A 25039-nucleotide genomic window follows, 5' to 3' on the forward strand; every position below is an offset into this window, starting at 1 on the left:
ATTTTATACAGAACTCATTATCAATCCAGAAATATAGAAGAAGCTTTAATTGCAAATTCCATTCCATATAAAATAGTTGGCGGAATAAGATTTTACGAACGAAAAGAAATAAAAGATTTACTTGCATACTTAAGATTATTAATAAACCCTTATGATAAGATAAGTCTTGAAAGAATAATAAATTGCCCAAATAGAGGCTTGGGAGATAAGTTTGAAGAAATATTAAACACGGAATATATATTTAATCCATTATTTGATTTTAAAAAAATTCTTGAAAATATAATAAATAAAATTGAATACAAAATTACAGCTACAAAAAAAGAAGCTATTTTAAAATTTTTGGAATTATATAAAAAACTTGAAAGCTTTGAACGCCCAAGTGATATTATTGAAGAACTTATTGATACAGTAAACTATTTTGATTTTTTAGAAAAAGAATACGATCCTCAAGAAGCCGAATCAAAAAAAGATAACGTTAAAGAGCTTGTTCAATCCATTTATAATTTTGAAAAAGACAGTGTCAAAAATAATTTGCATGAATTTTTATATCAAGTCAGCTTGATGCAAGAAAAAAATGAAGCACAGGATAACGATCAAAATCAGGTTCAATGCATGACGCTTCATGCGGCCAAAGGGCTTGAATTTGATATTGTATTTATAACCGGATTGGAAGAAGGCGTATTACCAAGCTCTCGATCATTAAATGAAAATAAAGAAATAGAAGAAGAACGTAGATTATTTTATGTAGGCATTACTCGAGCGAAAGAAAGATTGATACTGACTCGAGCTATTTATAGAAATAGTTATGGACAAATAAGCGATCAGTTAATATCCAGATTTTTAACAGAAATACCGGATAATTTAATTACGAATATCGATATTTGCGAAATGTCACAGTTACAAATAAATTCAGAATTTAAAAACTGGCTTCAAGTAAAAAGCAGTACCGTACTTACATTTCAAGACTTTGCAAACGATCTTGCAAAAAACATGGAGTTTAAAGAATCATCACATATTAAGGCTCAAAATAAACCTAGTAAAATATTAAAAGCTAAAACAAATAAAAATAAACAAAATTTTTTCTCAGCACAAAAAACACAAATTTTGCAAAATTCAATCTGGTCAAAAAATCAACTTGTATCACATCCTAAATTTGGTGTTGGTTTAATTAAATCTGTAGAAGCCGGAAATGATGGAAATTATAATCTAACAATAGCTTTTAAAATCGGTGAGAAAAAAATTTTATCAAGCTTTGTAACAAGGAAAAAATAAATATGAATAATATTATGAATTATGTTACACAAATAATCATAATTCCACTTGCAACCTTTACTTTAGAAAGAATTTATGATTTTTATAAAGACAAAAAAAACTTCAAAGTTTGTTTAAATAATTTATCTAGAGAAATTGATTACAATATAACACCAGGAGTTGGAAATTTAAAAGTTCCATTTAAAATAAAAGCCCATGAAAATTTGATAAATATTTTTGAAAAAAATTTATCAAATGATATTTGCAACTTATTAACACAAATAATTAAGAATGCACCTATTACTCAATCAGAAAAAAATTATAATATATCTCCTGGAAGCATTAAATCTTTGGAAAATCAATTAAAAAATTTTATAAAAAACTATATTGATTAATCAATTGCTTAATTTTTAAAATAACTAGCATATTTGTTTGGCTATTTTTTACATATTGTCAAAATACTCATTTCAAATAAACTATTAAATCAAATTAGTGAAAGTTTTTTATGTTTAACAAAAAAATTAAATTTTTTAGTCTTTTATCAATCTTTGTAATTACAACCAACTTAAACTCTTATCAAAAACTCGAATTTACACAAGCTCAACAAGCTTATTATATAGATCACAATAAAGAATTTCTAAAAACAATTTTTCGTGATTACCCTAAAGCGGTTTTTTCTAAATATGATAAATTTCCAACAACTGCAGCAGCATTACCGTATCTTGGATTACTATATTTATTTATAAAAAACAAATGGTATCGTGAATATGAAAGTACGTATAGCAGGGATAAAGCAATCTTTGTCACAGTAGTTGTACTAATAATTACAGCAATACCCACCACAATTTTTTATTGGTTGACCGAATATTTTACGAATAACATTTCACAAAAAGACAAAATTTATAAAACCATAAAATGGTTTTTGGATAATTATAATCCAGATTTGAATGCGAATATAGATTTAAATTTAAAAAAATTTGTTCCAAAAGATCTACATAAAATTTTTGATACAATGCATGAAGAATACCTAAAACATGAAAATAAATATATTAACGACAATTTAGAAACATTTATTGAACAAATTGTTAATTATCCAACCCTAAATTCAAATCAAATAAATACAACAATAAATGAATCAATTGAAAAATCTCAACCCATCGAACTTTATCAAAGTAAAACTATGGGACGTTTTTTGGCTAATTCAGGAAATATTTCAGTACCAATAAACCGTTATAATCCTATAAGTGTCTATGATCCTCAAGATTTATTTAAAATTGGTCAAGATTTTTTTGGTAAAAGTTTACAAAAAGGCTTAGATGACAAAAATTATTTAAAAAAAATGGAAGGAAAGTTTGATTTAAAAAACAAGCTTACTGAATTTTAGAAAGTATAATCAAAATACATTTAAAATTAAAAAATTAAAAATGTATAAAAGAATATTTTATCAAGCTTTGTAACTAAAGTATGAAAGGACAAAAGTTTTTTGCCCTTTCATACTTTATAAAAAATTTAAATTGTTTTTAGATCTTTGCTTGAGTCGTAGTTTGATTATATGTAAATGGAATTGCTTTATTGAATTCCAAAAGCATTTGGTTAATATCGTAAGTTGTCTTACTTCTTAACTCCTCTCTTCCCCAGTCCCCTACTTCAAAAGTAAGTTTTGCACCCAATGGAGTGCCTTTATAATTTAATTGACCTCCATCAGCAAGCATTTTATCAATAGAAGTCAAATCTGCGCTATAATAATCAAAATCTTTTCCTACGATTAAATCATTTGGTAGCTTAACGCCGCGTCCCGGTAAAACATAATTTCCATCTTTGCGTTTTATAATTTCATAAAGTTTTCCCTGTAGCGTTGGATTTAAACTCAAATATGGTCCCGCCCAATTTTTTGGAAAAGCCAAATTTAAACACCCAACTTCAGATCCGGAAAATTTTTCAACATTTAAAAAGTCTACATAATTGCATTCATTTTCAATGCTTAAAATATTGCATTCTTTATCTATTTTATTTAAAGAATCAACAATATTTTTTATATCCATTGTTATAACTGATGTAATAAACTTTGGCTTATCGTTATATGTAGTCCAAAAAAATAAAACAACTAAAAGTGATAATAAAGAAACACTAAAATATGGAAAATAATTTTTGGATTTTCTTAAAAGTTTTTTATGCCAAGATTCACTATTTTTGTGGAAAATGCCAAAAAATTTATTATTAGAATTCATATCCCTTCCCCCTTCTTTTAAATTATATCTAGTAGATAATAAACAAAAAAAGACCGAAAAGTGAACAATTTTAAAAAATAAAATAAAAACAGTTTAATTAACTGGCATAAATTTTTATTAAATTTACTATCAAATGATCCAAAAGATACAATCCTACGCAAATAAAAATTAGCCCTGAAATAAAAGATATTATACTCAATTTTCTTTTACTCAAAGACCCTCCTATTAATGATGCAAAAAATGAAACTGTTGTCAGCACACTTAAAGATCCTAAAGAGACAAGCGCACTTGCTATAAAAATTTGATTTAATGGTAACGAAAAAGCACTTTTAGGTAATATTTGAGCGCTAATTAACATGAAAAAAAACAAAGCCATTGGATTTAATGCCGTTAACAAAAATGATTTTATTATAGTAATCCATGCACCAAGCTTTTGTTCATAAGAAATATGATTTTCATTTTTTAAAGCTTTTCGTAACGAATATATACCTAAATAAATCAACAAAAAGCCACCCAATGTATCCAACAAAAACATAAAATTTGTAGACTCTTTAAGAATTGCAAGAACGCCAATTAATCCTAATAAAAAATAAAATCCGTCTGCAATACAAGCTCCAAGACCTGTTGCAAAACCGTACCAAAAGCCATAAACGGCACCACGATTAAAAGTCAAAATAAATATAGGACCAAGAGATGCCGATGCCAAAACTCCAATTAAAAAACATCTTAAAAAAATTGTAATTTCCATAAAAATCCCCCCTCTTTTTATTAAAACAAAAAATATCCTGCGACTTAATTATCTGATATATTATAATATCCTAAAACATTAATTTAATGCAAAATAAAGGATTTTTAAGTGAATAAAACTATTAAATTCGGAACAGATGGAATAAGAGGTAATGCAAGCAGTTTCCCATTTGATACTCAAAGTTTAATAACACTGGGATATTCAATTGCTCAATGGAGTATAAAAAAATATAAAAAAAGTAACCCCAAAATTTTGATTGGGCATGATACTAGAGAATCATGCGCCGGAATAAAAAAAGATTTGGAAACAGGTCTATTAAATTTTGATTTGGAAATTTTGGATGCCCAAATAATGCCAACACCTGCCATATGCAAAATAATAAACACAGATAAATCGTTTGATTTTGGAATAATAATTTCTGCATCACACAACAAATATCAAGATAATGGAATAAAACTGGTCGACGCCAAAAAAGGCAAACTTAGTTTGATTGATGAAAAAATAATTGAAACAAATTTTAAAAATAATTTTAATAATATTAAGATTGAAAATCTTAATAAATCAGGATCTATAAAACTTTTCGATAACTCAATAGAAAAATATATAGAAATATTGGAAAATAATTTTTCAAAAAAATTATTAATAAATAAAAAGATAGTTTTAGACTGTGCAAACGGAGCAACTTACAAAATAGCCCCAATTATTTTTCAAAGCTTGGGTGCTCAAATAATTGCAATAAACACAGTTCCCAATGGTAAAAATATAAATGAAAATTGCGGATCTTTACATATTGAACAATTAACAAAAAATGTAGTAGAAAATAAATATGATTTTGGTTTTGCATTTGATGGCGACGGCGATAGAGTTATTGCTGTTGATAAAAATGGAGAAAAAATAGATGGAGACCAAATAATAGCAATACTTACAAACCATAAAAAAGCAAAAAATTTAAAAACTATCGTTGGCACAAGCATGACAAATTTAGGATTGTATTTGCATTTACAAAAAAGAGATATAAATCTTATAAGAACCGATGTTGGCGATAAATATATAGCAAAAGAATTAAGAGCAAAAAAATTATTTTTAGGCGGAGAATCATCGGGACATATAATAATGACAGATTATTTAAATGTTGGAGATGGTATTTTTACAGCCTTAAGAACAATAGAGACCATAATTGACAATAATATTTTAAATCCAAAGCAATTTAATTATGCTCCTCAAACTTTAATAAATATGCCGGTAAAAGAAAAAAAAGATTTAAATATTGACCCTATACCCCAAATAATAGAAAAATATAAAAATATTTTAAAAACCGGACGTATTTTGATACGTTATTCCGGAACAGAAAATATTTTACGTATCATGACTGAAGGTGAAGATGAAATTATAACAAAAAATATTGCTCAAAATATTGCTCAAGAACTTGATAATATATTAAATTAAAGGGGATATATGAACTTTTTGGATTTATTAAAAAAAGTACTTAACACTATAAAATCACTTTTTATAAGCGGTTTTATAACAATTTTACCAATCACAGCCACTATATTTTTCATACATTTTTCATATAGTTTACTAAATCGATGGCTAACACCCATAAAAAAATTAATACCCATTCAGTATCAACTAATTCCGGGAATTGAATTTATTTTAATAACAGGATTAATATTGCTTATAGGTGTGCTATTAAAATTATTAATAGTTACACCTATCATACATGCATCTGAAGAACTAATAGGAAAAATACCTTTTATAAAAACAATTTATTCTGCAGCTAAAAGTCTTGCCGTATTTTTTGATATTCCGGATTTAACAAAATCCGATAAAAAAGTGGTTTTAATTCAATATCCAAGAGAAGGCTTCTATCATTTAGCATTTCAGCTGGATTCTGCTGATAATAATTTTGCAAAATTAATACCGGAATCCAAAAAAATAAATTCCGAAATAAAATATTTTAAAGTTTTTATGCCAAATTCTCCAAATCCGGCAAGTGGATACTTTTTTATTTTGCCTGAAAATGAAATATATCCAACAAATTTATCATTTGAAGAAGCAATAAAATCTATTGTTTCTTGTGGCATTATAACACCTGAAAGCATGAAACAATCAATGGATATTAACAATCAACATGATATTTGAAAAATACTTTTTTAAAAACTATTTTAAATATTTATTCTTAATAAATTTAAGTTTTACACTACTCTTTAATTTTATAGAGTTTTTTGAAAAAATGGCTCGAACAAAAAACGTAAGTATTGAGACTATTTTGCAATTCATTCTATTAAATTTAGGGCCATCATTTTTTGAATCTATTAAAATTAGCAGCTGGCTTTCGGCAATAATGGTTATAAAAGAATTTCACGATCAAAATGAACTGGAAACATTTAAAATCCTAAATATAAATAACAAAAAATTATTTAATCTATTTTTAATATCCGGAATAATTATATCTTTAATTTCTTTCATTGGACGTGAAAACATAACTTTAAAATTACAAAATAAATCTGAACAATTTAAGTTTAAGCAACTAAAAAAAATAAATCGTGAAAATGTAACAAATAAATGGCTGGAAATAAAATCACATAACAATAAATTGCATAAATCTTATTGCTATTTTCAATCTTTAAATTTAATAAATAATACCGGAACAAATATAATTTTACTTGATATAGACGAAAATTTTAAAATATACAAAATAATAAATTCTCAAAAATTTCAAATTAAACCAAGCAGAGAAATAATTGAACTTAAAAAACCCAATATTGTAAAAATAAATAGTAATAATTACAAAAATCCTAAAAATAAAATTTTACATATGCCGAGTTTTTTTTCACAACTAAAAATGGAAGATAAAATTCCACCACTTTCATTATTTTTAAAAAATATTTTTTTAGAAAAAGACTTTTTACCACAAAATATCTGGTTTAATATGATCTCTGAATTATTAAAAAGAATATTTTTTTATCTACAAATAATTATTTACCCGGTTTTAACATTTTGTTTATTTATACTTTTTGAGAACTTTTTAAGATATAAATGGACAATTATGTTTGCACCATATCCCATAATATTATTAACTGATTTGTTAACCAATTTTTTGGCAAAATTCAATTTGAATCCAATAATTTTACTTTTACCCTATCTTCTCATATTTTTATTTATTTTTTTTAGTATAAAATCTATTGAAAAAAATAATTTATAAAATAGACTTAAACTTCGTTTGTTATCTTATAAACTTTTACTTGGGAGACTTTTTGTGAATAAAAATAAATTATTATATTTAATGCTATTAAGTGCAATATCTTTAAATGTAAGTGCGACAGAAACAAATCTTGAAGAGATTAAAAATAAAGCTTTGAACTATTCCAATGGCTGTTTGTTTTTCAATGCTACTGAAAAAGATCCGGAGATTTTAATTTTAGATATGGATATAAATACTTATAGAAAATTAAAACTTGGATACAATGACCCTATTACAAACAAAAATGCTCATATTAAAGCTGCCGAGCAACTAGAATTTATGACAGTAATAAATGAATCTATAAACAAATATGCTTCAAATTTAAGAATTCAAAAAAAATATGTAGGTGACAGAGATACTGTTTTGGGAAAAGCATTGGAAACTGTATTTTTACCGGAAACATATTACCAAGGCAAAGTAATTATAGATGAGTGCAAAGCACAAACACCTATGTTTTGGGTTTTAAAAGACGAAGCACAATTGGATGCTATTAAAAATTATATGATTAATAATATTGGCGAAGAAATTCAAGAAAAAACACTATTATTAATCAAAGTTTTAAATACAAGAGAACTTGCTAATTTAAGTGCAGACAATTTAGACTTTTTAAATAAATATTTTTATCTGTTTCCAGTAACAGATACAGATGTAAAGAAGTTTTTTGATAAAGCAAAATCTGAAATAGCAGATCGCGGCTTTGATATGTCGGATGCAAAAATAGTTGGCGACACAATACGTGAAAATGTATTTGGTGCTGTTGAAAAAGAGTTTAAAGATTACAAAGTTGAAAATTGGGCAAAATATTTAGGTAGCGCAGTAGCAACGGCAGTTACCATGGAAATAATTTCTCCAATATTCAAAACTGCTAAAGAACGTTGTAAAAAAGATTTATCAAATTTTATGGGATTAACCGCTGCTAATGATAAAATAAAAGGTGAAGATAACTAAAAAACAATAATAAATTTTTCTAAAAAATAAGGGCTGCAAAATTTTGTAGCCCTTATTTTTTAAGCCAAGATAAAAAACAAAATTTTTTATCGTTCAAACAAAGCCAAAAACTCTTTATTTCCACTGGATGCACCAAGAATTGGTGATTCAATAACACCAACAGCTTTAAATCCAAATTCTTGCATACCTAATTTAATCTTTTCAATTACTTCTTGATGTACTTTGTCACTTTTTACAAGACCATGTTTTCCAACATTCTCTTTACCTGCTTCAAACTGTGGTTTAATTAGAGTAATAATTTTACCACTTGGTTTTAACAGTTTAACTACGGCCGGTAAAACTTTTAAAATAGATATAAACGAAAGATCAAGCGTTACAAGATCTACAAGCTCAGGCAACTGTTCAAGATTTCTCAAATTGGTTTTTTCCATCAAAACCAAACGTGAATCACGTAAAACTTTTTCATGAACTTGACCAAAGCCAACGTCGATTCCATAAATTCTTTTGGCTCCTCGTTGTAACATGCAATCTGTAAAACCACCGGTAGAAATTCCGGCATCCAAAATTACTAAATCTTTTACATCGACATTAAAATGATCCAAAGCATGCTCAAGCTTAAACCCGGCACGGCTTACAAATTTTGGTTCATCAACAGTTAATAAAACATCAGCTTCTTGAACAATTTGCGTTCCGGCTTTTGTTTCAACTTTACCATCAACCAAAACCTTGCCCTGCAAAATCCAACTTTGTATTTGATTTCTGGTAAATTGTGGGTATTTTTCTTGAACTAATAAATCTAATCTTTTTTTTATTTTCATCTCAAAATTTAATTCTCCACAATCTTTTTAATCAAATCAGATTTTTTATAAAAATATCTCGATGCAAGAGCATCTTCATCGTGCAAAATCTTTTGTATAGAAAGCGCTGCAAACATTTTATCTGCAGTCTTTACAGTTAAATAGCCACCCTTTTTACACTTTGATGCCAAATCTCTAAACTCTTTTAAAGTTTTAACCTCTTTGCCGTTTATTTCATTGATAATAGCACCTGCATGCAAAATTCTTGCTTTTTGTGCCTGAGAATTTGGCAAAATATGTGTAATAATTAAAGCTGGTTCATGCTGATTTTCAGGTTTTATGTAATTCGCAAGAAATGGATCACTTTTCGCAAATATTGCTATATGATTTAAAGTTAAAGGCATAACAACCATGCCACCAATAACTTCATAATCAATTTGATCAGCCTCGAACTCATGATAAATGGCTCTTACCGGAGGTAAATATTTATCATCAAGTTTAAAATGAAAATCTTTTCTTTCACCACTTCTATAAATTACAAAATAAATATCATCGCCAACCGTAAATCTATTTAAAAAATCCAATACGGAAATTTTATCTTCACTCCATGGTACGGATATTTCACCGTAAAGATCCAATTTGTATCCGTTTACTTCGTAAAGCATATCATTTTCTTTAACGCCAACACTCTTTAAAATTGTATTATCAAAAACTTCAGCTATATACCATCCCCCCGGTTCAGGATTTTTCAAATATCTTACAATTTCCGGTGTAGCAACGGTAAATAAACAACCAAGTACCGGTTTTCTTACAAGCTTAATTTTCTTCATATCTTTGATAGCACTTTTAACTTCATTTATTGGAATTATATATCCAACATTTTGTGCTCCGGCAATAATTGCAAAATTTATTCCAATTACATTTCCAAATTGATCTAAAGATGGCCCTCCTGAATTTCCGGGATTTAAAGGAGCCGTTATTTGAATAAATCCGGCACTTTCTCTTCCACTCACAATACCTAACGTACTTTTAAGTTTTTCTTGTCCGAGTGGATAACCTATAGCTAAAACTTCCTGAGTTCTTAAAACTTTATCAGAATCACCCAACGGTAAAACGTTAATTTTTCCAAGTTCTTTTTTAACTTCTCTAAAAGACTGTTCAGTTAATTTTAAAAGGGCCACATCTTTATCCGGACAAACACCAATTACATCTACATCAAATTGTTTTCTACCAAACGAAGGTATTTGAACTTTAACACTGCTTGCTCCCGCAACAACATGATGATTTGTAACAATATGTCCAAATTCATCACTAAAAAAGCCGGACCCTACACCTGCATTTTGTTTAGGCGTTTTATATGGTTCCATCCAATTAAATTCATCAACCATTGTAAAAACTTGAACAACCGTATCTTTTACTTTTTTTTGAATATCGAGCCAATTTTTTGAAATTGTAGAATTATCCGCTCCATTTTTTAATTTTAGTTCACGATCTTTTTCAATTTCTTCACTTTTTTTGGCAACCAAGAATTCTATATATTTTTCCAATCTATGTTGTTTTGTACTAAATTTATAAAAAACAATGGCAACAGGAATAATTATTACTAAAAAAATAATAATAAAATTTTTCCAAAAAACAGAGCTGTCTTCTTTGTACATAAAATCCCCTTAAATTTATTGTTTATTTTAAAATTATAACAAAGAAACTTAATTTAGCTAAATTTTAGTGGTCAAATTTAACTTAAAATTAAAATATATGGCACTAATAAAGTAAAAAAAGAATAATAAAATTAAAGTTCCATGAAACTGCATTACAAAAGACACTGCAAAAATTGTAAGCAATAAAAATTTATACCATTTTTTATAAGGTTTTAAAAAATTTTGCTTAAATGCCGGAAATTTTATTTTACTAACCATTAAGAATGATAGTATCAAAGATAAAATTAAAACTATTGGCAACATATAAATATCAATTTTATCATTCATATTTAAATAAAACGCGACTAAAAAACATCCGGCTATTGTTGTAGGAAGACCTAAAAAAAATAAACTTTGTTCGTGTGATATAACGTTAAATCTTGCAAGCCTTAAAATTCCGGTTATAAAAAATATGGCACTAATAATTAAACCTAAAAAACCTAAACTTTTTAGCTGCCAAAAATAAATCAATAACGCCGGGGCCAAACAAAAAGAAATTGAATCTGCCAGCGAATCAAGTTGTAAACCAATTTCGCTTGATACGCCAATAAATCTTGCCAATCGTCCATCGATTGAATCCATTAATGCCCCAAGCAGAATAAAATATGCTGCCGGCATAAAATCAGATTTTGAAGCAAATATAATAGAACAAAAACCAAAAAATGCATTTGCTATTGTAAAAATGTTTGGCAATAAAGATATACTTTTTTTAAAGAATAACTTTCTTTTAGATTTTAAATTTCTAAATTGTCTTATCTTTTTATGGGCAAAAAGCACAATAATCTCCCAATTACTTGGCCACACTTACCCTTGCATGCCTAATGACTTTGCCATTTAGGGCATAACCTTTATTTAATACTAAAACAATTTCTCCGGTTTTGTGAGATTCTGATTCTACTTGCATCAATGCTTCGTGAAATTCCGGATTAAAGTCACCGGAACAATCAACTTCTTTAACATTTAATGCGTCCAACATTTTTTTGAAATTTTTATAAATAATTTCAAAACCGTCTATCCATGATTTATTTTTCTCATCAACGCTAGACTTACTTAATTCAACAGCCCGCTCAAAATCATCAAAAATTGGCAAAATATCTTCTATAACAGCAAATCGAGCAAGATCCTCCCATTCAGATCTTTCTTTACTTACTCTTTTTTTAAAATTATCAAAATCTGCATTAACTCTTAACAGCTGATTTTTAATTGAATCTAACTCAATTTTACAATTATCAACTTGAACGTTATTGTCCTGTTTAACATTATCCTGTTCATTATTTATATTATTTTCTTGATCATTTATCATAAAAGCCCTGCATATATCTAATAGTTTTTTATAAATATTATGTATGTATTTTAGCATATTAAAAAGTTCAAGAAAATGGCCTATTTTATTCCCAATTTATCTTTAATCCAATCAAAGTTTAAAAATTCGAACATTTTACCTTTGGAATATGAATATTTTGGTAATCTTCCATCGGCAAATTGAATTACTCCATTTTTTTCAAAACTAAACTTATCAAAACCTGATTTTTTCTCAGTCATTAAATAAAAAGGTATATACAAAATCCATTTAGCTATGATTTCAGCATGCATTTGTGTGTGACTAGGTTTATTAAATAATCCAAACAAACCACTGTGTTTTATTTTAATTTCCAGATTGACAGCACGTTCATGTTTAGGTTCTGGTAACAATCTATCTCCAACCAAAGCTTGAATAATATCCCATTCTGAATATATATTAAATAAAAACTGTATCACGTTCATATTAGCCCAATAATCAGCGCCACATGGTGTACCCAAAATATAAGCTTCATCTATTAAAAAATCTTTTTTTAAACTTTTATTCAAAAATTTTAACTCTTTGTATGCCTTAACTTCAGCACATGCATCTTCGTAATATTTTTGATCCCAATTATCTAAAGCTTTTGAATCAATATTTCTATCCAAAATAATTATTGGTTTATTGGCATCCTGAAGACCTTGAGCAACAGCTAAAAATTGGCTTGCTGCCTTTATTACATGACCACCATAGCTGTGACCTATAAGAATAATTTCGCTATCTCCTTGATTGGCAATATCAATTACTAATTTTGCAAGAGCTGTTGCAGCATCGCATCTTTCTATATGAGTAATTCCTCCGAGAAATTGCTTCCATGTAAAAGATATAACCTCTTCGCCCATATTTTTTGCAGCAGGTACAAGTGCTTCGTAAAAATATCCGCCGGGTTTATACCATGACATGTCATCACCAAAAGCGCCATGAGTAACAATAATTTTTGAATATAAATTACTGCATATAAAAAATATAATTATAAAAATATTAGTTATTATTTTATTCATAAAACATCTCCCTTTTTGATAAACAATATTATCAAAACTAATTTCATTTAAATTTTACAACTAAAACAGTAATATCGTCTTTAGAGCCTCTTTCTCTAGCCGTTTCACATAATTTTTTTGCCAAATTTTCAAAATTAGCATTAAGCTTTAAATCAAAATAAATTAACTCTATGCACTCGTAATTTCCAACTTTATCCCAAAAACCATCTGTGGCTAAAACTAAATATTTTTCTGTCCCTGTTAAATCTATTTGTGTGACATCACAATTGGCATCAAGCCCATATTTTTTAAAATTAAAATCACCAAAAGCACTGTCTAAAGAGAGATACGTAAAATCATATTTTGAGTATTCTATGCCAATTTGATAAAATTCTTTTTTATCAAAATTTTCTAAAGAAAAATTAGATTCAAGATCTTTTTCAGAATATAATTTTTTATCCAATCCATAATAATCAGTTTTTTTAATACACCGATCTTTAACAGTAATATATCTTTCAAATTTATTCACTTTATTATCTTTTTTATCAAAAAACCCAATTGTATGCCGAAGATTGGCACCATGGCAAAGCATCATTTTAGTTCTAATTGAATTCAAAGAAGGTTTTTGATCTGTTGTAGCAAAAATTATTTCATCTTTATCATTAAACAACACAGATCTGGAATCACCTACATTAGTGAAATAAATTTTTTTATCAACAATAAATACAATATTAGCTGTCGAGCCCATAGAGAAACCAATTTTTTTTTGTTCTAATTCATAATTAATATCTAAGAATAAAAAATCACCGAGAATATCCTTAATATCTAGATTCTTGAATGTACTTGATAATAAGTATTTTAAAAAAAAATTAACAAAATTTTCTTTTAAATATTCTGCAACCAAACTACCGCCATGCCCATCAAAAACACCATATATATTTATCTTTTTGTCTAAATCTTCATTAATAATAAAGCGATCCTCATTTTCCAAACTTTTTTTTGAATTTTCAAGCGAATAATATGAAATGCTTAAAGCATATATATTAGATGTAATAAATAAACTGAAAAAAACAATATTAATACATTTCATTTATACATCTTTCTTTATTGTAAAAATATTTTAAACTGTAAACGTATAATAACTAATCTTTTATACTTAAAATTTCTTTTAAAAAAAATAATATACAAAATCATAGGAGATTTATATGGGAAAAAGAGGCACAGAAATTATAAAAGTAAACGCAACTGAACTTGTCAAAAAATTGAATAAGGCATTCGCAGATGAATGGCTAGCTTATTATCAATATTGGATTGGAGCTCAAGTTGCAAAAGGACCAATGAAAGAATCAGTAATTGCCGAGTTAAATCAACACGCAGCTGATGAATTACGTCATTCACAAATGCTTTCAACCAGAATCATACAACTTGGCGGCGCTCCAATATTGGAACCTAAAGATTGGTATGTTCAAACAAATTGCGGATATTCAGCCCCAACAAATCCTCATGTCAAAAAATTACTTGAACAAAATATAGATGGTGAACGTTGTGCTATAAATATTTATCAAGAATTGATAGATTTTACAAAAGATAAAGATATTTTGACTTATGATATAGCTCAACAAATTCTTGCGGATGAAGTTGAACACGAAGACGATCTTGAGAATCTTTTAGAAGATATAAATTTAATCTAAATAATTTGAAATCAAGTTAGGATCTTAAACCAAAATTAAGATCCTAAGAAATTTTATTTATAAGTTTATATTTTTTCCAAAATCATAATTTGGATTAATAAAAATTGTCAAATAACCTCTATCAAATAGAACAAATTTTGTAATTTTGATAGCCTTTAATAAATTATAAATTTGTTCTATTCCATCCAAAGCAGACCCGTCATAATTTTTAAGTTCAATTTCAATAAATTCCCCGTGTTTATCGAAATTGTCGATAGCAAATTCAAATAAATTCTTGTATAAAAAAACTTCACGTTTTTTTTCAATTTCAATAACTTCGCTAAAGCCGGAATTTTTTAAAATTTCTATAACTTTAAAGCCATCCTCAACTTTAGTTTCAACTTCATCCACACTTAAAGTTTTTCCAGAATCATCAATTTCACGTTTTTTAAAACAAATAAAATTATCTTTATCGGATAATCTTAAGCGTAAAAAATTTAAAGCCTCTTTATATCCAGTTTTTGACATTGAATAAAACGAACATTTTGGATTATCAAAATAATAATCTGTAATATTTAATGAATTAATATACTTTGCATTTTCGGTTAACCACAAATTTAATTTTTCGCTATTAGTTTTATCCAATTTTAATTTTATCTCTATCTCTTTTTGCATAAAATTCTTTCAACTAAATTTATTATTTACAATTATTTTTAAAGTTCTATTATTTTTGAAGAATAATCAACAAAAAAGTGAAAGAGTAAATTAATGAACAAAATAAATTTAAATGAAAATTATCTGTTTTCATCTGAATCTGTAACAATAGGACATCCGGATAAAATATGTGATCAAATTTCAGACGCTATATTGGATGCATATATATCTCAAGATAAAAATTCAAGGGTTGCATGTGAATGTTTAATTGCAAAAAATTTATTAGTCATAGCCGGAGAAATAACTTCTAATGGCAATGTTGATATAAAAAAAATAGCTATAGAGACTTTAAAATCAATTGGATATACAAATAAAGAGTATGGCTTTGATATTGATGCCTGCCAAATAATAACATCAATTAGCAAGCAAAGTCCCGATATTTCAATGGGTGTTAATAAAAAAGAAAATCATGAGCAAGGTGCCGGCGATCAAGGACTAATGTTTGGATATGCTTGTAATGAAACAGAATCTTTTATGCCTTTACCAATAGATTTGGCTCATAAGCTGACCCAAAAATTAACCTATTTGCGAGAATCAAAAATATTACCTTGGCTAAGACCGGATGGAAAAGCTCAGGTAACTGTAAAATATTTAAATGGAAACCCTACTGAAGTAACACATGTAATTGTTTCAACTCAACACAACCCGGAAATTTCTCAAGATTTTATTAAAAAAGAAATAAAAGAAAAATTAATTTACCCGATATGTGAAAAATATCTGACAAAAGATACAAAATTTTTTATTAATCCAACCGGATCATTTGTTATAGGCGGACCTGAAGGAGATACCGGCCTTACGGGTCGCAAAATAATTGTAGATACATACGGCGGAGCTGGACGACATGGTGGGGGATGTTTTTCGGGTAAAGATCCATCCAAAGTAGACCGAAGTGCTGCATATATGGCAAGACATATTGCAAAAAATATCATTGCTGCAAAAATTGCTGCAAAATGCGAAGTTCAAATAGCTTATTCAATAGGTATCGCTGAACCTGTTTCTATTTATATTAATACATTTGGAACAAATTTAATAAACAATATTGACGATAATTTTATAGAATCTGCTGTAAAAGAAATTTTTCCATTAAGACCTGCGGATATAATTGAATATTTAAATTTAAAAACACCTATTTATAAGCAAACCGCAAAATTTGGACATTTTGGCGAAAGTACAAAAAATTTAAGTTGGGAACAAATAAATAAAATAGATGATTTAAGAAAAATGCTAAACAAGCAACAAACCAATAAAATATATATACCCAACAGGCTGAAACAAGTTTTTTAATAATAATATATTTTTCTTACATATAGAAAAGATTTAAACTTTAATATCTGATAAATTTCAAATTTTAGAAGCAAAATAGCTTCTATTGATATACCCTTTTGATAAAAAATATATATAAAAGTATGCTCAATTAGTAGTTTTTAATTAAATGGGGGTTATTAATATGGCATCACTTTTATATCATAAATTTTGTAAAAAAATTATTATATCGATTTTTATTTTTGCTTCAACAATAATATTAAGCAATGCTCAAGAATCAATTCTTACTAAAATTATTAATGATACCTTGGCAAAATACAATATAGAAAATAAAAATAGCTTTTATGGCAATCAATTAACACCAACGACAGCGCACATAATAAATTTAAAAGAACCTATGTTTAATTTTTTAAATTTAGATTATGTAGCAAGCTCCTTAAATGAAACAATTAATTCCATAGGAATAAGTACAATAGAATCTATTTTAAATGATGCATTGAATAAAGAATTAAAATTTAAAGATAACAGCTTTGTTTTTTATCATGCACAAGATAGAGTCTTTTTACTTTACCAAGATCTTTGTAAAAAAATATACAAAAAAATATATAAAGAATCTATAAATTCTTTCATTTTATTAAGAATACCAAATAAAGAATCCAAAAAATATAAAAATGTAATGGAATTTCTAAATAAGTTTAAATATAATATCAATGATGATTATGATGATATAAGAACTCTTATATTATCAGTTAATCCATCTCTTTTTGGAAATACGGTATATGACCCAAGTGGAGAATCATCTTTTGAATATTTTTTGACATCATCAAATGCAAATTATACAAATCATATGATGTTAATAAAAAATATATTTGAAAATTTTGAAATACAAAACTTATATACAAAATACCTAGAAAAGCTTCATGATATATATTATTTATTATCTGGCTATGAAGACGATATGACGGGAATATTATTACAAATATTTATACCAAAAGAAATTGTAAATAACTTTGTTTACAAATCAAAACCATGGGGAATTCCATTTGACCTTAATTGTAATGTAAGTAGTCACTTAAATATTTATAATTCCCAAAAAACATTTTCTGATAAAGAAGATGAAGCTGAATTTGACCAAATACAATATAGAATATTAATAAATGATGAATTAATGAAAAATAAATCAGCTAAAATCTTTAGATATTTAAATAAAAATACGCCAAATATAATTACATATAAAATGAAATTTAAAAATTTAATTAAAAAAATAGAAGAAGAAATATCAGCAACTCAAATAAAAGATAAGTCTATACTTAAATTTCCAATAGATATGGTAAAAAAAACATTTGAAAAAATAACAGAAAAACTAAAATCTTAATAGTCGAGAGATAAATTTATAAACTCTTTAATATTCATTTGCTTTAAAAAACATAAACCGTGAATATTTTCGTAGTTAATTTTATTACTAAATTTATTATTAAAATTAATTAAATTATTTTTCATAATCTCAACAGCAATATCTGCAAAATTACCTGAATATTTTGAACTAGGGTACATTGCATCAACCTGAGTTTTATAACAATTTATAAAAGTCTTTTTTAATAAATCAAAATCTTGATTTGTCACTGGAAAAAAAATGTTTGCCTCTTGGGGTAAAAATTGACACCATACATTTCTATATCCAATTATAATTAAATCTTTTTTTAAATTTTCAGAAAATAATTTAACGGCATTTTGAATAACTTTAAAAGTTTTATAGTGTGTTAATGGCGCGCTATTTTTAGGATCAATTGCCACGGTTATTATATCCGGATTTATATTTAATAAGAATTTATAAAAATTATTAATATCTTGAGATAATTCTTCTGTTTTAGATCTATAGAAATTTGCTCTAAAAGCAATAACATTTTTGTTACTTATTTTAAAATTATTCCAAACGGATTCTTCTTCTGCTTCTCGAATAATTCCCTTTAAAAATTCTAATTCAGCATTTACATTATTTTGTTTTAAATTTTCCAATAATTCTTCAATTTTAGTTAATAATATACTTTTAGAATTATCAATATTATCAACTAAATTGTTAATAACTTTTTTTTCTAAAAAATTATTATTTTCATTATTTAATAAATTATATTTTATTTTTTCTAAAATATTTTCTAGATATGAATTTCTTACAGCATTTGAACCGCTAGTCATAATCAAAAAATTATGCTTATTTCGAGTATTTTTTAACAACCAATTAATATAAGGCAAATACCCAAGAGTTACATCATCCGGATGTGGCGATGTGTGTAAAATGGTTTTTTTATCAAAAAAGTAATTTATAGAATTTGTAAAATTAAAATTAAGCATTTAAAACTCACAATCACTACAATTATTTCTACATAAAATATTTATCTACAAATAATAATATTTACTTTTTTTTATTAAAATTTGATTCATCCCCCAAACCCTTTAAATAATCAACCTCTTTTTTTGTTAAAAATCTCCATTTTCCAAGCCTTAAGCCTGTTTTTTGCAAACCGGCATAATAAACTCTATCCAACTTTTTTACGCTGTATCCTAAATGTTCAAATATTCTTCGGACAATCCTATTTCGTCCACTATGAATTTCGATACCAATATTAAAACCTTTTTGTCCCGGTATATAAAATAAATTATCAACAAAAATAAATCCATCATCCAAATTTAAACCTTTTTTTATAAGCTCAAAATCATCCTTTTTTAATTGCCTATCTAAAACAACTTCATAACCTTTAGAAATTTCATACTTAGGATGAGACAATTTTTGAGTTAAATCCCCATCATTTGTTAGAATAATTAATCCGGTAGTCATTCTATCCAAACGACCAATAGGATAAATTTTACCCACATTTAAGTCTTTTACCAAATCCAATATAGTTTTTCTTCCTGATGGATCAAAAACAGTGCAAATGTAATCTTTGGGTTTATTCAATAAGATATATTTATATTCTGGAATATTTATGACATTATCACCGAATTGAACTGTGTCATTTTTATTAACAACATAGTAAAGATCATCTACAATCTTACCATTAATTTTTATTTTTTTGGCCTTAATTAATTCTGCAGCCTTTCGTCTAGAACATATTCCGGCATTTGGAAGAAATTTAAATAAATACATATTTTTTCTTTTTCGAAAATAAATTAATCCACATATATAAAATGAAATAATAAGATCAATTATCCGCTAATATAGAAAAAAATCAATTTTCATATCTTAAATTATCAACATATGTAATTTTGTTTTCAAATAACCATTCTTTAATATCGTTATTAAGTTCAGTTTTTATTGCTAAGCAAACGCTCAAATCAGACAATAAATCAATAATATCCAGCCAGTCCAACAAAAATATATCTGCAGTTTTACTATTTATCCAATTGCACTTTAATCTAATATCTTTATGCAAAGTTAAATCACCATTTATTTTTAAATAAAAAGATCCATATTTATTACTTTCTATTTCTAAAGCAACTGTACCTAAATTTATAGATTGTTTTAGAAATTTAATAAAATCAATCATATTTTTTTCTTTAATTAACTGTTTTTTATTTTTTTTAGAATTAAATTTTCCGGACTTAGCCTCAACACAAAAACGATTTGTTATAACATCAAATTCAGTAGCTGTTAAAAAAATATTAGAATCGCCTAATAATATATTTACAGGAACTCTAGGATTTTGAAGATATCCAATTTCTATTGCCAAATTTAATCCACGTACAAAATCATTATTTCTATCATTAAAATACAAAGCGGATTCAAGCTCAAACCATTTTCCATAATCTTTACGTTTTTCAGAAACTATTTCAGATAAACCTAGTAAATCTTTATCAAACATAGAATTAACCAATTTATAAATTTGAGAATTGCTAAGAGAATATAATTGAGCAAAAAAAAAGAAGGTTACAAAAAAACCTTCTTTCAATATATTAAATATACAAAAATCTCTTATTTTATACTTTTCAAAAACTCGATATTTCATGATGTCCCTTCCCCAAAACTAAATCCCCTAAAAAACTGCTGTAAAACATCAAAAAAATAATCTTGTAATTTATATACCCAAAATAAATATATTCTTTTTTGGCAAATAAAATCAATCCAAATAAATAATTCTATTTATCTGGCTATAAAATAAACAAATATGTAAAATTTTTAAATTATCATAAAAAAGAAACTAAATAACTTATGAATAAAAATTAAAATAATAAATCAATAAAAAAGCCCAGAAATTACTCTGGGCTTAATTTTAAATCCTGGCAGTACCTATTTTTCCGGACCGTCTCCAGTCAAGTATTGTCGGCGCAATAGACTTTACTTCCGTATTCGAAATGGGAACGGGTGTTACCCTATTGCTATCGCCACCAGGAAATTTTATTTCAATTTTCAAGTTTTGGCCTTGCTCGCTTATCTTATCAAAGATAAAACAAACGAGCAAGATAAATTCAAAATATTTGTAACTAATCTCATTATGGTTTATACATAGTTTTTTATGTAGCATAGATAAAACTATCGATCTATTAGTACTGGTTAGCTCCATGCATTACTGCACTTCCACACCCAGCCTATCAACCTTGTAGTCTTCAAGGGATCTTCAAAGTACCAATCATCAAATTTTCCAGGCGAACCCAAAAAACCGAATCTTGATACGGGATATCTAATCTTGAAGTAGGCTTCCCACTTAGATGCTTTCAGCGGTTATCCCTTCCGAACCTAGCTACCCAACGTTGCTTTTGGTAAACAATTGGAACACCAGAGGTTCGTCCATCCCGGTCCTCTCGTACTAGGGACAGATCTTCTCAAATATCCTACGCCCACGATGGATAAGGACCGAACTGTCTTACGACGTTCTGAACCCAGCTCGCGTACCACTTTAATTGGCGAACAGCCAAACCCTTGGGACCTTCTCCAGCCCCAGGATGTGATGAGCCGACATCGAGGTGCCAAACCTCCTCGTCGATGTGGACTCTTAGAGGAGATCAGCCTGTTATCCCCGGCGTACCTTTTATCCGTTTAGCAATGGCCCTTCCATATGGAACCACTGGATCACTAAATCCTGCTTTCGCACCTGCTCGACTTGTTTGTCTCGCAGTCAAGCACCCTTTTGCTTTTGCGCGCTAAAAGACGATTTCTATTCGCCTTGAGGGAACCTTTGAACGCCTCCGTTACAATTTGGGAGGCGACCACCCCAGTCAAACTACCCACCAGACACTGTCCTTCCGCCGGCTAACGGCAGAAAGTTAGATTTTAGAAACATCAAGGGCGGTATTTCAAGGTTGACTCCGATACAGCTAGCGCCGTACCATCAATGTCTCCCGCCTATCCTACACAAGCTAATCCCAAAATCAATGTCAAGTTATAGTAAAGGTGCACAGGGTCTTTCCGTCCTATCGCGGGTAACCGGCATTTTCACCGATACTACAAATTCACTGAGTCTCTCATCAAGACAGCGCCCAAGTCGTTACGCCATTCATGCAGGTCGGAATTTACCCGACAAGGGACTTCGCTACCTTAGGACCGTCAGAGTTACGGCCGCCGTTTACTGGGGCTTCGAATCAATGCTTTGCTCCGAAGAGCTAACATCTCCTGTTGACCTTCCAGCACTGGGCAGGCGTCAGACCATATACATCCTCTTACGAGTTAGCATGGCCCTGTGTTTTTGTTAAACAGTCGCTTGGGCCTCTTTGTTGAAACCAGAAAATGCTTCAGATGATTTAACAAAATAACATATCTGGCACCCCTTATCCCGAAGTTACGGGGCTATTTTGCCGAGTTCCTTAATGAGAGTTATCTCAACGCCTTAGTATTCTCTACCTACCTACCTGTGTCGGTTTACGGTACGATCACCTTTTTGCTCGCTAGAGGTTTTTCTAGTCAGTGTAGAATAAGCTTAACATATCTCTCGCTAAGATTGATATGCCCATCACGCCTCAAGGAACTGTTTTACGGATTTACCAATAAAACACCTCTAAACGCTTAGCTTGGCAATCCAAAGTCCAAGTCAGCTCGTCTTACTGCGTCACCCCATCACTCAAACGCTAAAGGTGGTGCAGGAATATTTAACCTGCTTTTCATCGCCTACTCCAATTGGCCTCGGCTTAGAATATCGACTAACCCTGAGTGGATAAACCTTTCTCACGGAAACCTTAGGTTTTCGGCGAACAGGAATTTCACCTGTTTTTTCGTTACTTATGCCAACATGCTCACTTCTTTGGTCCACATCTGTCCTTACGGTCAAACTTGCATATACCAAAGAACGCTTCTCTACCACTGCATCTTACGACGCAATCCATAGCTTCGGTGATTCGTTTAAGCCCCGTTCATGCTTCAGCGCAAAAACACTTGACCAGTGAGCTGTTACGCTTTCTTTAAAGGATGGCTGCTTCTAAGCCAACCTCCTGGCTGTCTGTGTATTTCCACCTCTTTTACCACTTAACGAATACTTTGGGACCTTAGCTGATGGTCAGGGCTGTTTCCCTTTCGACCATGGAGCCTATCCCCCACAGTCTGACTCCTGTCTTCTAAACACACGGTATTCAGAGTTAGCAAAGGTTTGGTAAGCTTGCGCCCCCTAGCCTAAACTGTGCTTTACCTCCGCATGTCATCGGACAAGGCTATACCTAAATATATTTCGAGAAGAACCAGCTATCTCCCAGTTTGATTGGCCTTTCACCCCTATCCACAGCTCATCCGAGCAGTTTTCAACCCACACCGGTTCGGACCTCCATCTCGAGTTATCGAGACTTCATCCTGTCCATGGATAGCTCACTAGGTTTCGGGTCTGTCCCATACTACTAAATCGCCCTTATCAGACTCGCTTTCGCTACGGCTCCGTTCTTTCAAAACTTAACCTTGCAATATAGGAACAACTCGTTGGCTCATTATGCAAAAGGCACGTGGTCGCGCATACGTATATATCGCTTCCACCGCTTGTAAACATTTGGTTTCAAGTTCTATTTCACTCCCCTTCCGGGGTTCTTTTCACCTTTCCCTCGCGGTACTTGTGCACTATCGGTCATTAGGTAGTATTTAGCTTTACCCCATGGTCGGGGCAGATTCCCACAGAATTTCACGTGCTCCATGGTACTTGGGAGAATAACACCAAACCGTCTAATTCTTTATCTACAAGACTATCACTTTCTATGGTGATCCTTTCCAGAATCTTCAATTGAATTAGATGTAATGGCCTGAAAAATGTACTTTCCAGAATTATTTCCCACTTCCCTTGTATTGCAACGCGTACACGCTTGCACAACACAAGTTTTAAGCTGTTCCCGTTTCGCTCACCACTACTAAGGGAATCACATTCGTTTTCTTTTCCTGGCGCTACTTAGATGTTTCAGTTCACGCCGTTAACTTCCTTACCCTATGTATTCAGATAAGGATACTCAAGATTTACTTGAGTGGGTTTCCCCATTCGGAAATCCCCGGATCAATGCTTGATTGACAACTCCCCGAGGCTTTAAGCAGTCTTCCACTTCCTTCGTCGTCTCCTAATGCCAGGGCATCCACCAAATGCTCTTAACAATTATCTATAATTTAAAAAACTAAGTATTTCGACAACTATTGAGTATCTCTATAGTATCAGCAATTAAAATTTAATTGCCTTATTACCCTATAATAAAAATAGGTTACAAATATTTCAAAGACCAAATAATTTTTATTTCAAATACACAGTTTTCTTAAATTCCTGAACCCAAAAGGTCTATTTCCAATTTAATTATTAAGTAACACCTAATATATCATCGCCTAAAAAGGCTTTAATCTCCCTCGAAAGGAGGTGATCCAGCCGCAGGTTCTCCTACAGCTACCTTGTTACGACTTCACCCCAATCATCGCCCATACCTTAATCGTACGCCCCTCTTACAAGTTAGCTAAAACGATTTTGGGTATAAACAACTTTCGTGGTGTGACGGGCGGTGTGTACAAGGTCCGAGAACGTATTCACCGCATCGTTCTGATATGCGATTACTAGCGATTTCAACTTCATGAAGTCGAATTGCAGACTTCAATCCGAACTTAGACTAGTTTTCTGAGATCAGCTCCCCCTCGCGGGTTTGCTTCCCTTTGTACTAGCCATTGTAACACGTGTGTAGCCCTGGGTATAAAGGCCATGAGGACTTGACGTCATCCCCACCTTCCTC

Annotated in this window: 22 protein-coding genes and 3 rRNA genes; 10 read left to right on the forward strand and 15 right to left on the reverse strand. The window is 29.3% G+C overall.

What is annotated here, in order from left to right:
- The 3 genes from KKE07_03555 to KKE07_03565 form a co-directional block, all read left to right on the forward strand.
- Positions 1 to 1272: ATP-binding domain-containing protein (locus KKE07_03555; GenBank protein MBU4269924.1), on the forward strand; the 1272-nt coding region annotated here is incomplete at its 5' end.
- A gap of 2 nt (positions 1273 to 1274) precedes the next feature.
- Entirely contained in the window at positions 1275 to 1646 is a 372-nt protein-coding gene (locus KKE07_03560; protein MBU4269925.1) for a hypothetical protein, read from the forward strand.
- Between the two features lie 110 nt (positions 1647 to 1756).
- Entirely contained in the window at positions 1757 to 2635 is an 879-nt protein-coding gene (locus KKE07_03565) for a hypothetical protein (GenBank protein ID MBU4269926.1), read from the forward strand.
- Positions 2636 to 2771: 136 nt separating this feature from the next.
- Here KKE07_03565 and KKE07_03570 read toward each other — a convergent pair whose 3' ends face one another.
- Together KKE07_03570 and KKE07_03575 are read right to left on the reverse strand one after the other, a co-directional pair.
- The gene (locus KKE07_03570) at positions 2772 to 3479 is read right to left on the reverse strand and encodes a hypothetical protein (protein ID MBU4269927.1); all 708 of its coding nucleotides are present in this window, start codon (positions 3477 to 3479) and stop codon (positions 2772 to 2774) included.
- 97 nt (positions 3480 to 3576) lie between these two features.
- Complete coding sequence (locus KKE07_03575; protein ID MBU4269928.1) at positions 3577 to 4227, reverse strand: LysE family translocator; 651 nt, start codon at positions 4225 to 4227, stop codon at positions 3577 to 3579.
- A 108-nt stretch (positions 4228 to 4335) separates the two neighbouring features.
- On the opposite strand from KKE07_03575, the gene KKE07_03580 reads away from it, so the two are divergent.
- The 4 genes from KKE07_03580 to KKE07_03595 are packed head-to-tail and all read left to right on the forward strand — an operon-like array spanning position 4336 to position 8419.
- Positions 4336 to 5673 (forward strand): phosphoglucosamine mutase, encoded by a 1338-nt coding sequence (locus KKE07_03580; GenBank protein ID MBU4269929.1) that lies wholly within the window; start codon positions 4336 to 4338, stop codon positions 5671 to 5673.
- 9 nt (positions 5674 to 5682) lie between these two features.
- Positions 5683 to 6369: a DUF502 domain-containing protein gene (locus KKE07_03585; GenBank protein MBU4269930.1), complete on the forward strand. Its 687-nt coding sequence runs from the start codon at positions 5683 to 5685 to the stop codon at positions 6367 to 6369.
- Positions 6359 to 7432, forward strand: a complete 1074-nt coding sequence (locus tag KKE07_03590) for an LptF/LptG family permease (protein ID MBU4269931.1) — start codon at positions 6359 to 6361, stop codon at positions 7430 to 7432. Before KKE07_03585 ends, KKE07_03590 begins: the two co-directional genes overlap by 11 nt.
- A 54-nt stretch (positions 7433 to 7486) precedes the next feature.
- Positions 7487 to 8419, forward strand: coding sequence for a hypothetical protein (locus tag KKE07_03595; GenBank protein ID MBU4269932.1), 933 nt, complete (start codon positions 7487 to 7489; stop codon positions 8417 to 8419).
- 86 nt (positions 8420 to 8505) lie between these two features.
- On the opposite strand, the gene KKE07_03600 is transcribed toward KKE07_03595, so the two are convergent.
- The 6 genes from KKE07_03600 to KKE07_03625 all read right to left on the reverse strand — a co-directional run bounded on the left by KKE07_03600 (position 8506) and on the right by KKE07_03625 (position 14322).
- Entirely contained in the window at positions 8506 to 9237 is a 732-nt protein-coding gene (locus KKE07_03600; GenBank protein ID MBU4269933.1) for a TlyA family RNA methyltransferase, read from the reverse strand.
- 8 nt (positions 9238 to 9245) lie between these two features.
- The gene (locus KKE07_03605; GenBank protein ID MBU4269934.1) at positions 9246 to 10874 is read right to left on the reverse strand and encodes a trypsin-like peptidase domain-containing protein; all 1629 of its coding nucleotides are present in this window, start codon (positions 10872 to 10874) and stop codon (positions 9246 to 9248) included.
- A gap of 57 nt (positions 10875 to 10931) precedes the next feature.
- Positions 10932 to 11690 (reverse strand): CDP-diacylglycerol--serine O-phosphatidyltransferase, encoded by a 759-nt coding sequence (gene pssA / locus KKE07_03610; GenBank protein ID MBU4269935.1) that lies wholly within the window; start codon positions 11688 to 11690, stop codon positions 10932 to 10934.
- 13 nt (positions 11691 to 11703) lie between these two features.
- Positions 11704 to 12216, reverse strand: coding sequence for a nucleotide exchange factor GrpE (locus KKE07_03615; GenBank protein MBU4269936.1), 513 nt, complete (start codon positions 12214 to 12216; stop codon positions 11704 to 11706).
- A gap of 80 nt (positions 12217 to 12296) precedes the next feature.
- Complete coding sequence (locus tag KKE07_03620) at positions 12297 to 13253, reverse strand: alpha/beta hydrolase (protein MBU4269937.1); 957 nt, start codon at positions 13251 to 13253, stop codon at positions 12297 to 12299.
- A gap of 43 nt (positions 13254 to 13296) precedes the next feature.
- Complete coding sequence (locus KKE07_03625) at positions 13297 to 14322, reverse strand: protein phosphatase 2C domain-containing protein (protein ID MBU4269938.1); 1026 nt, start codon at positions 14320 to 14322, stop codon at positions 13297 to 13299.
- Positions 14323 to 14437: 115 nt separating this feature from the next.
- On the opposite strand from KKE07_03625, the gene KKE07_03630 reads away from it, so the two are divergent.
- Positions 14438 to 14923 carry a ferritin gene (locus KKE07_03630; protein ID MBU4269939.1) on the forward strand — a complete coding sequence of 162 codons (486 nt, stop codon included), beginning with the start codon at positions 14438 to 14440 and terminating at the stop codon, positions 14921 to 14923.
- A 57-nt stretch (positions 14924 to 14980) separates the two neighbouring features.
- On the opposite strand, the gene cyaB is transcribed toward KKE07_03630, so the two are convergent.
- Positions 14981 to 15577: a class IV adenylate cyclase gene (cyaB, locus tag KKE07_03635; GenBank protein MBU4269940.1), complete on the reverse strand. Its 597-nt coding sequence runs from the start codon at positions 15575 to 15577 to the stop codon at positions 14981 to 14983.
- A gap of 93 nt (positions 15578 to 15670) precedes the next feature.
- Here cyaB and metK point away from each other — a divergent pair, with 93 nt between their 5' ends.
- Both metK and KKE07_03645 read left to right on the forward strand, forming a co-directional pair.
- The gene (metK, locus tag KKE07_03640; GenBank protein MBU4269941.1) at positions 15671 to 16900 is read left to right on the forward strand and encodes a methionine adenosyltransferase; all 1230 of its coding nucleotides are present in this window, start codon (positions 15671 to 15673) and stop codon (positions 16898 to 16900) included.
- 163 nt (positions 16901 to 17063) lie between these two features.
- Positions 17064 to 18254 (forward strand): hypothetical protein, encoded by a 1191-nt coding sequence (locus KKE07_03645; protein ID MBU4269942.1) that lies wholly within the window; start codon positions 17064 to 17066, stop codon positions 18252 to 18254.
- On the opposite strand, the gene KKE07_03650 is transcribed toward KKE07_03645, so the two are convergent.
- The 6 genes from KKE07_03650 to KKE07_03675 all read right to left on the reverse strand — a co-directional run.
- Positions 18251 to 19228, reverse strand: coding sequence for a PIG-L family deacetylase (locus KKE07_03650; GenBank protein ID MBU4269943.1), 978 nt, complete (start codon positions 19226 to 19228; stop codon positions 18251 to 18253). The genes KKE07_03645 and KKE07_03650 overlap by 4 nt on opposite strands.
- A gap of 61 nt (positions 19229 to 19289) precedes the next feature.
- Positions 19290 to 20021: an rRNA pseudouridine synthase gene (locus KKE07_03655; protein ID MBU4269944.1), complete on the reverse strand. Its 732-nt coding sequence runs from the start codon at positions 20019 to 20021 to the stop codon at positions 19290 to 19292.
- Between the two features lie 82 nt (positions 20022 to 20103).
- Positions 20104 to 20880, reverse strand: a complete 777-nt coding sequence (locus tag KKE07_03660; protein ID MBU4269945.1) for a hypothetical protein — start codon at positions 20878 to 20880, stop codon at positions 20104 to 20106.
- A 269-nt stretch (positions 20881 to 21149) separates the two neighbouring features.
- Positions 21150 to 21264: ribosomal RNA gene (gene rrf, locus KKE07_03665) — 5S ribosomal RNA — on the reverse strand.
- Positions 21265 to 21394: 130 nt separating this feature from the next.
- Positions 21395 to 24429: ribosomal RNA gene (locus KKE07_03670) — 23S ribosomal RNA — on the reverse strand.
- Between the two features lie 239 nt (positions 24430 to 24668).
- A 16S ribosomal RNA gene (locus tag KKE07_03675) occupies positions 24669 to 25039 on the reverse strand; the annotation flags it as partial.

The organism is Candidatus Dependentiae bacterium, from assembly GCA_018897535.1.
Lineage (GTDB): Bacteria > Babelota > Babeliae > Babelales > UASB340 > UASB340.

Coding starts and splice junctions, on each gene's coding strand:
- KKE07_03625 (MBU4269938.1), bottom strand. CDS start 14,322: ATGAAATGTATTAATATTGTTTTTTTCAGTTTATTTATTACATCTAAT.
- KKE07_03655 (MBU4269944.1), bottom strand. CDS start 20,021: ATGTATTTATTTAAATTTCTTCCAAATGCCGGAATATGTTCTAGACGA.
- metK (MBU4269941.1), top strand. CDS start 15,671: ATGAACAAAATAAATTTAAATGAAAATTATCTGTTTTCATCTGAATCT.
- KKE07_03620 (MBU4269937.1), bottom strand. CDS start 13,253: ATGAATAAAATAATAACTAATATTTTTATAATTATATTTTTTATATGC.
- KKE07_03575 (MBU4269928.1), bottom strand. CDS start 4,227: ATGGAAATTACAATTTTTTTAAGATGTTTTTTAATTGGAGTTTTGGCA.
- cyaB (MBU4269940.1), bottom strand. CDS start 15,577: ATGCAAAAAGAGATAGAGATAAAATTAAAATTGGATAAAACTAATAGC.
- KKE07_03570 (MBU4269927.1), bottom strand. CDS start 3,479: ATGAATTCTAATAATAAATTTTTTGGCATTTTCCACAAAAATAGTGAA.
- KKE07_03600 (MBU4269933.1), bottom strand. CDS start 9,237: ATGAAAATAAAAAAAAGATTAGATTTATTAGTTCAAGAAAAATACCCA.
- KKE07_03560 (MBU4269925.1), top strand. CDS start 1,275: ATGAATAATATTATGAATTATGTTACACAAATAATCATAATTCCACTT.
- KKE07_03590 (MBU4269931.1), top strand. CDS start 6,359: ATGATATTTGAAAAATACTTTTTTAAAAACTATTTTAAATATTTATTC.
- KKE07_03645 (MBU4269942.1), top strand. CDS start 17,064: ATGGCATCACTTTTATATCATAAATTTTGTAAAAAAATTATTATATCG.
- KKE07_03630 (MBU4269939.1), top strand. CDS start 14,438: ATGGGAAAAAGAGGCACAGAAATTATAAAAGTAAACGCAACTGAACTT.
- KKE07_03565 (MBU4269926.1), top strand. CDS start 1,757: ATGTTTAACAAAAAAATTAAATTTTTTAGTCTTTTATCAATCTTTGTA.
- KKE07_03660 (MBU4269945.1), bottom strand. CDS start 20,880: ATGAAATATCGAGTTTTTGAAAAGTATAAAATAAGAGATTTTTGTATA.
- KKE07_03585 (MBU4269930.1), top strand. CDS start 5,683: ATGAACTTTTTGGATTTATTAAAAAAAGTACTTAACACTATAAAATCA.
- KKE07_03605 (MBU4269934.1), bottom strand. CDS start 10,874: ATGTACAAAGAAGACAGCTCTGTTTTTTGGAAAAATTTTATTATTATT.
- KKE07_03615 (MBU4269936.1), bottom strand. CDS start 12,216: ATGATAAATGATCAAGAAAATAATATAAATAATGAACAGGATAATGTT.
- KKE07_03650 (MBU4269943.1), bottom strand. CDS start 19,228: ATGCTTAATTTTAATTTTACAAATTCTATAAATTACTTTTTTGATAAA.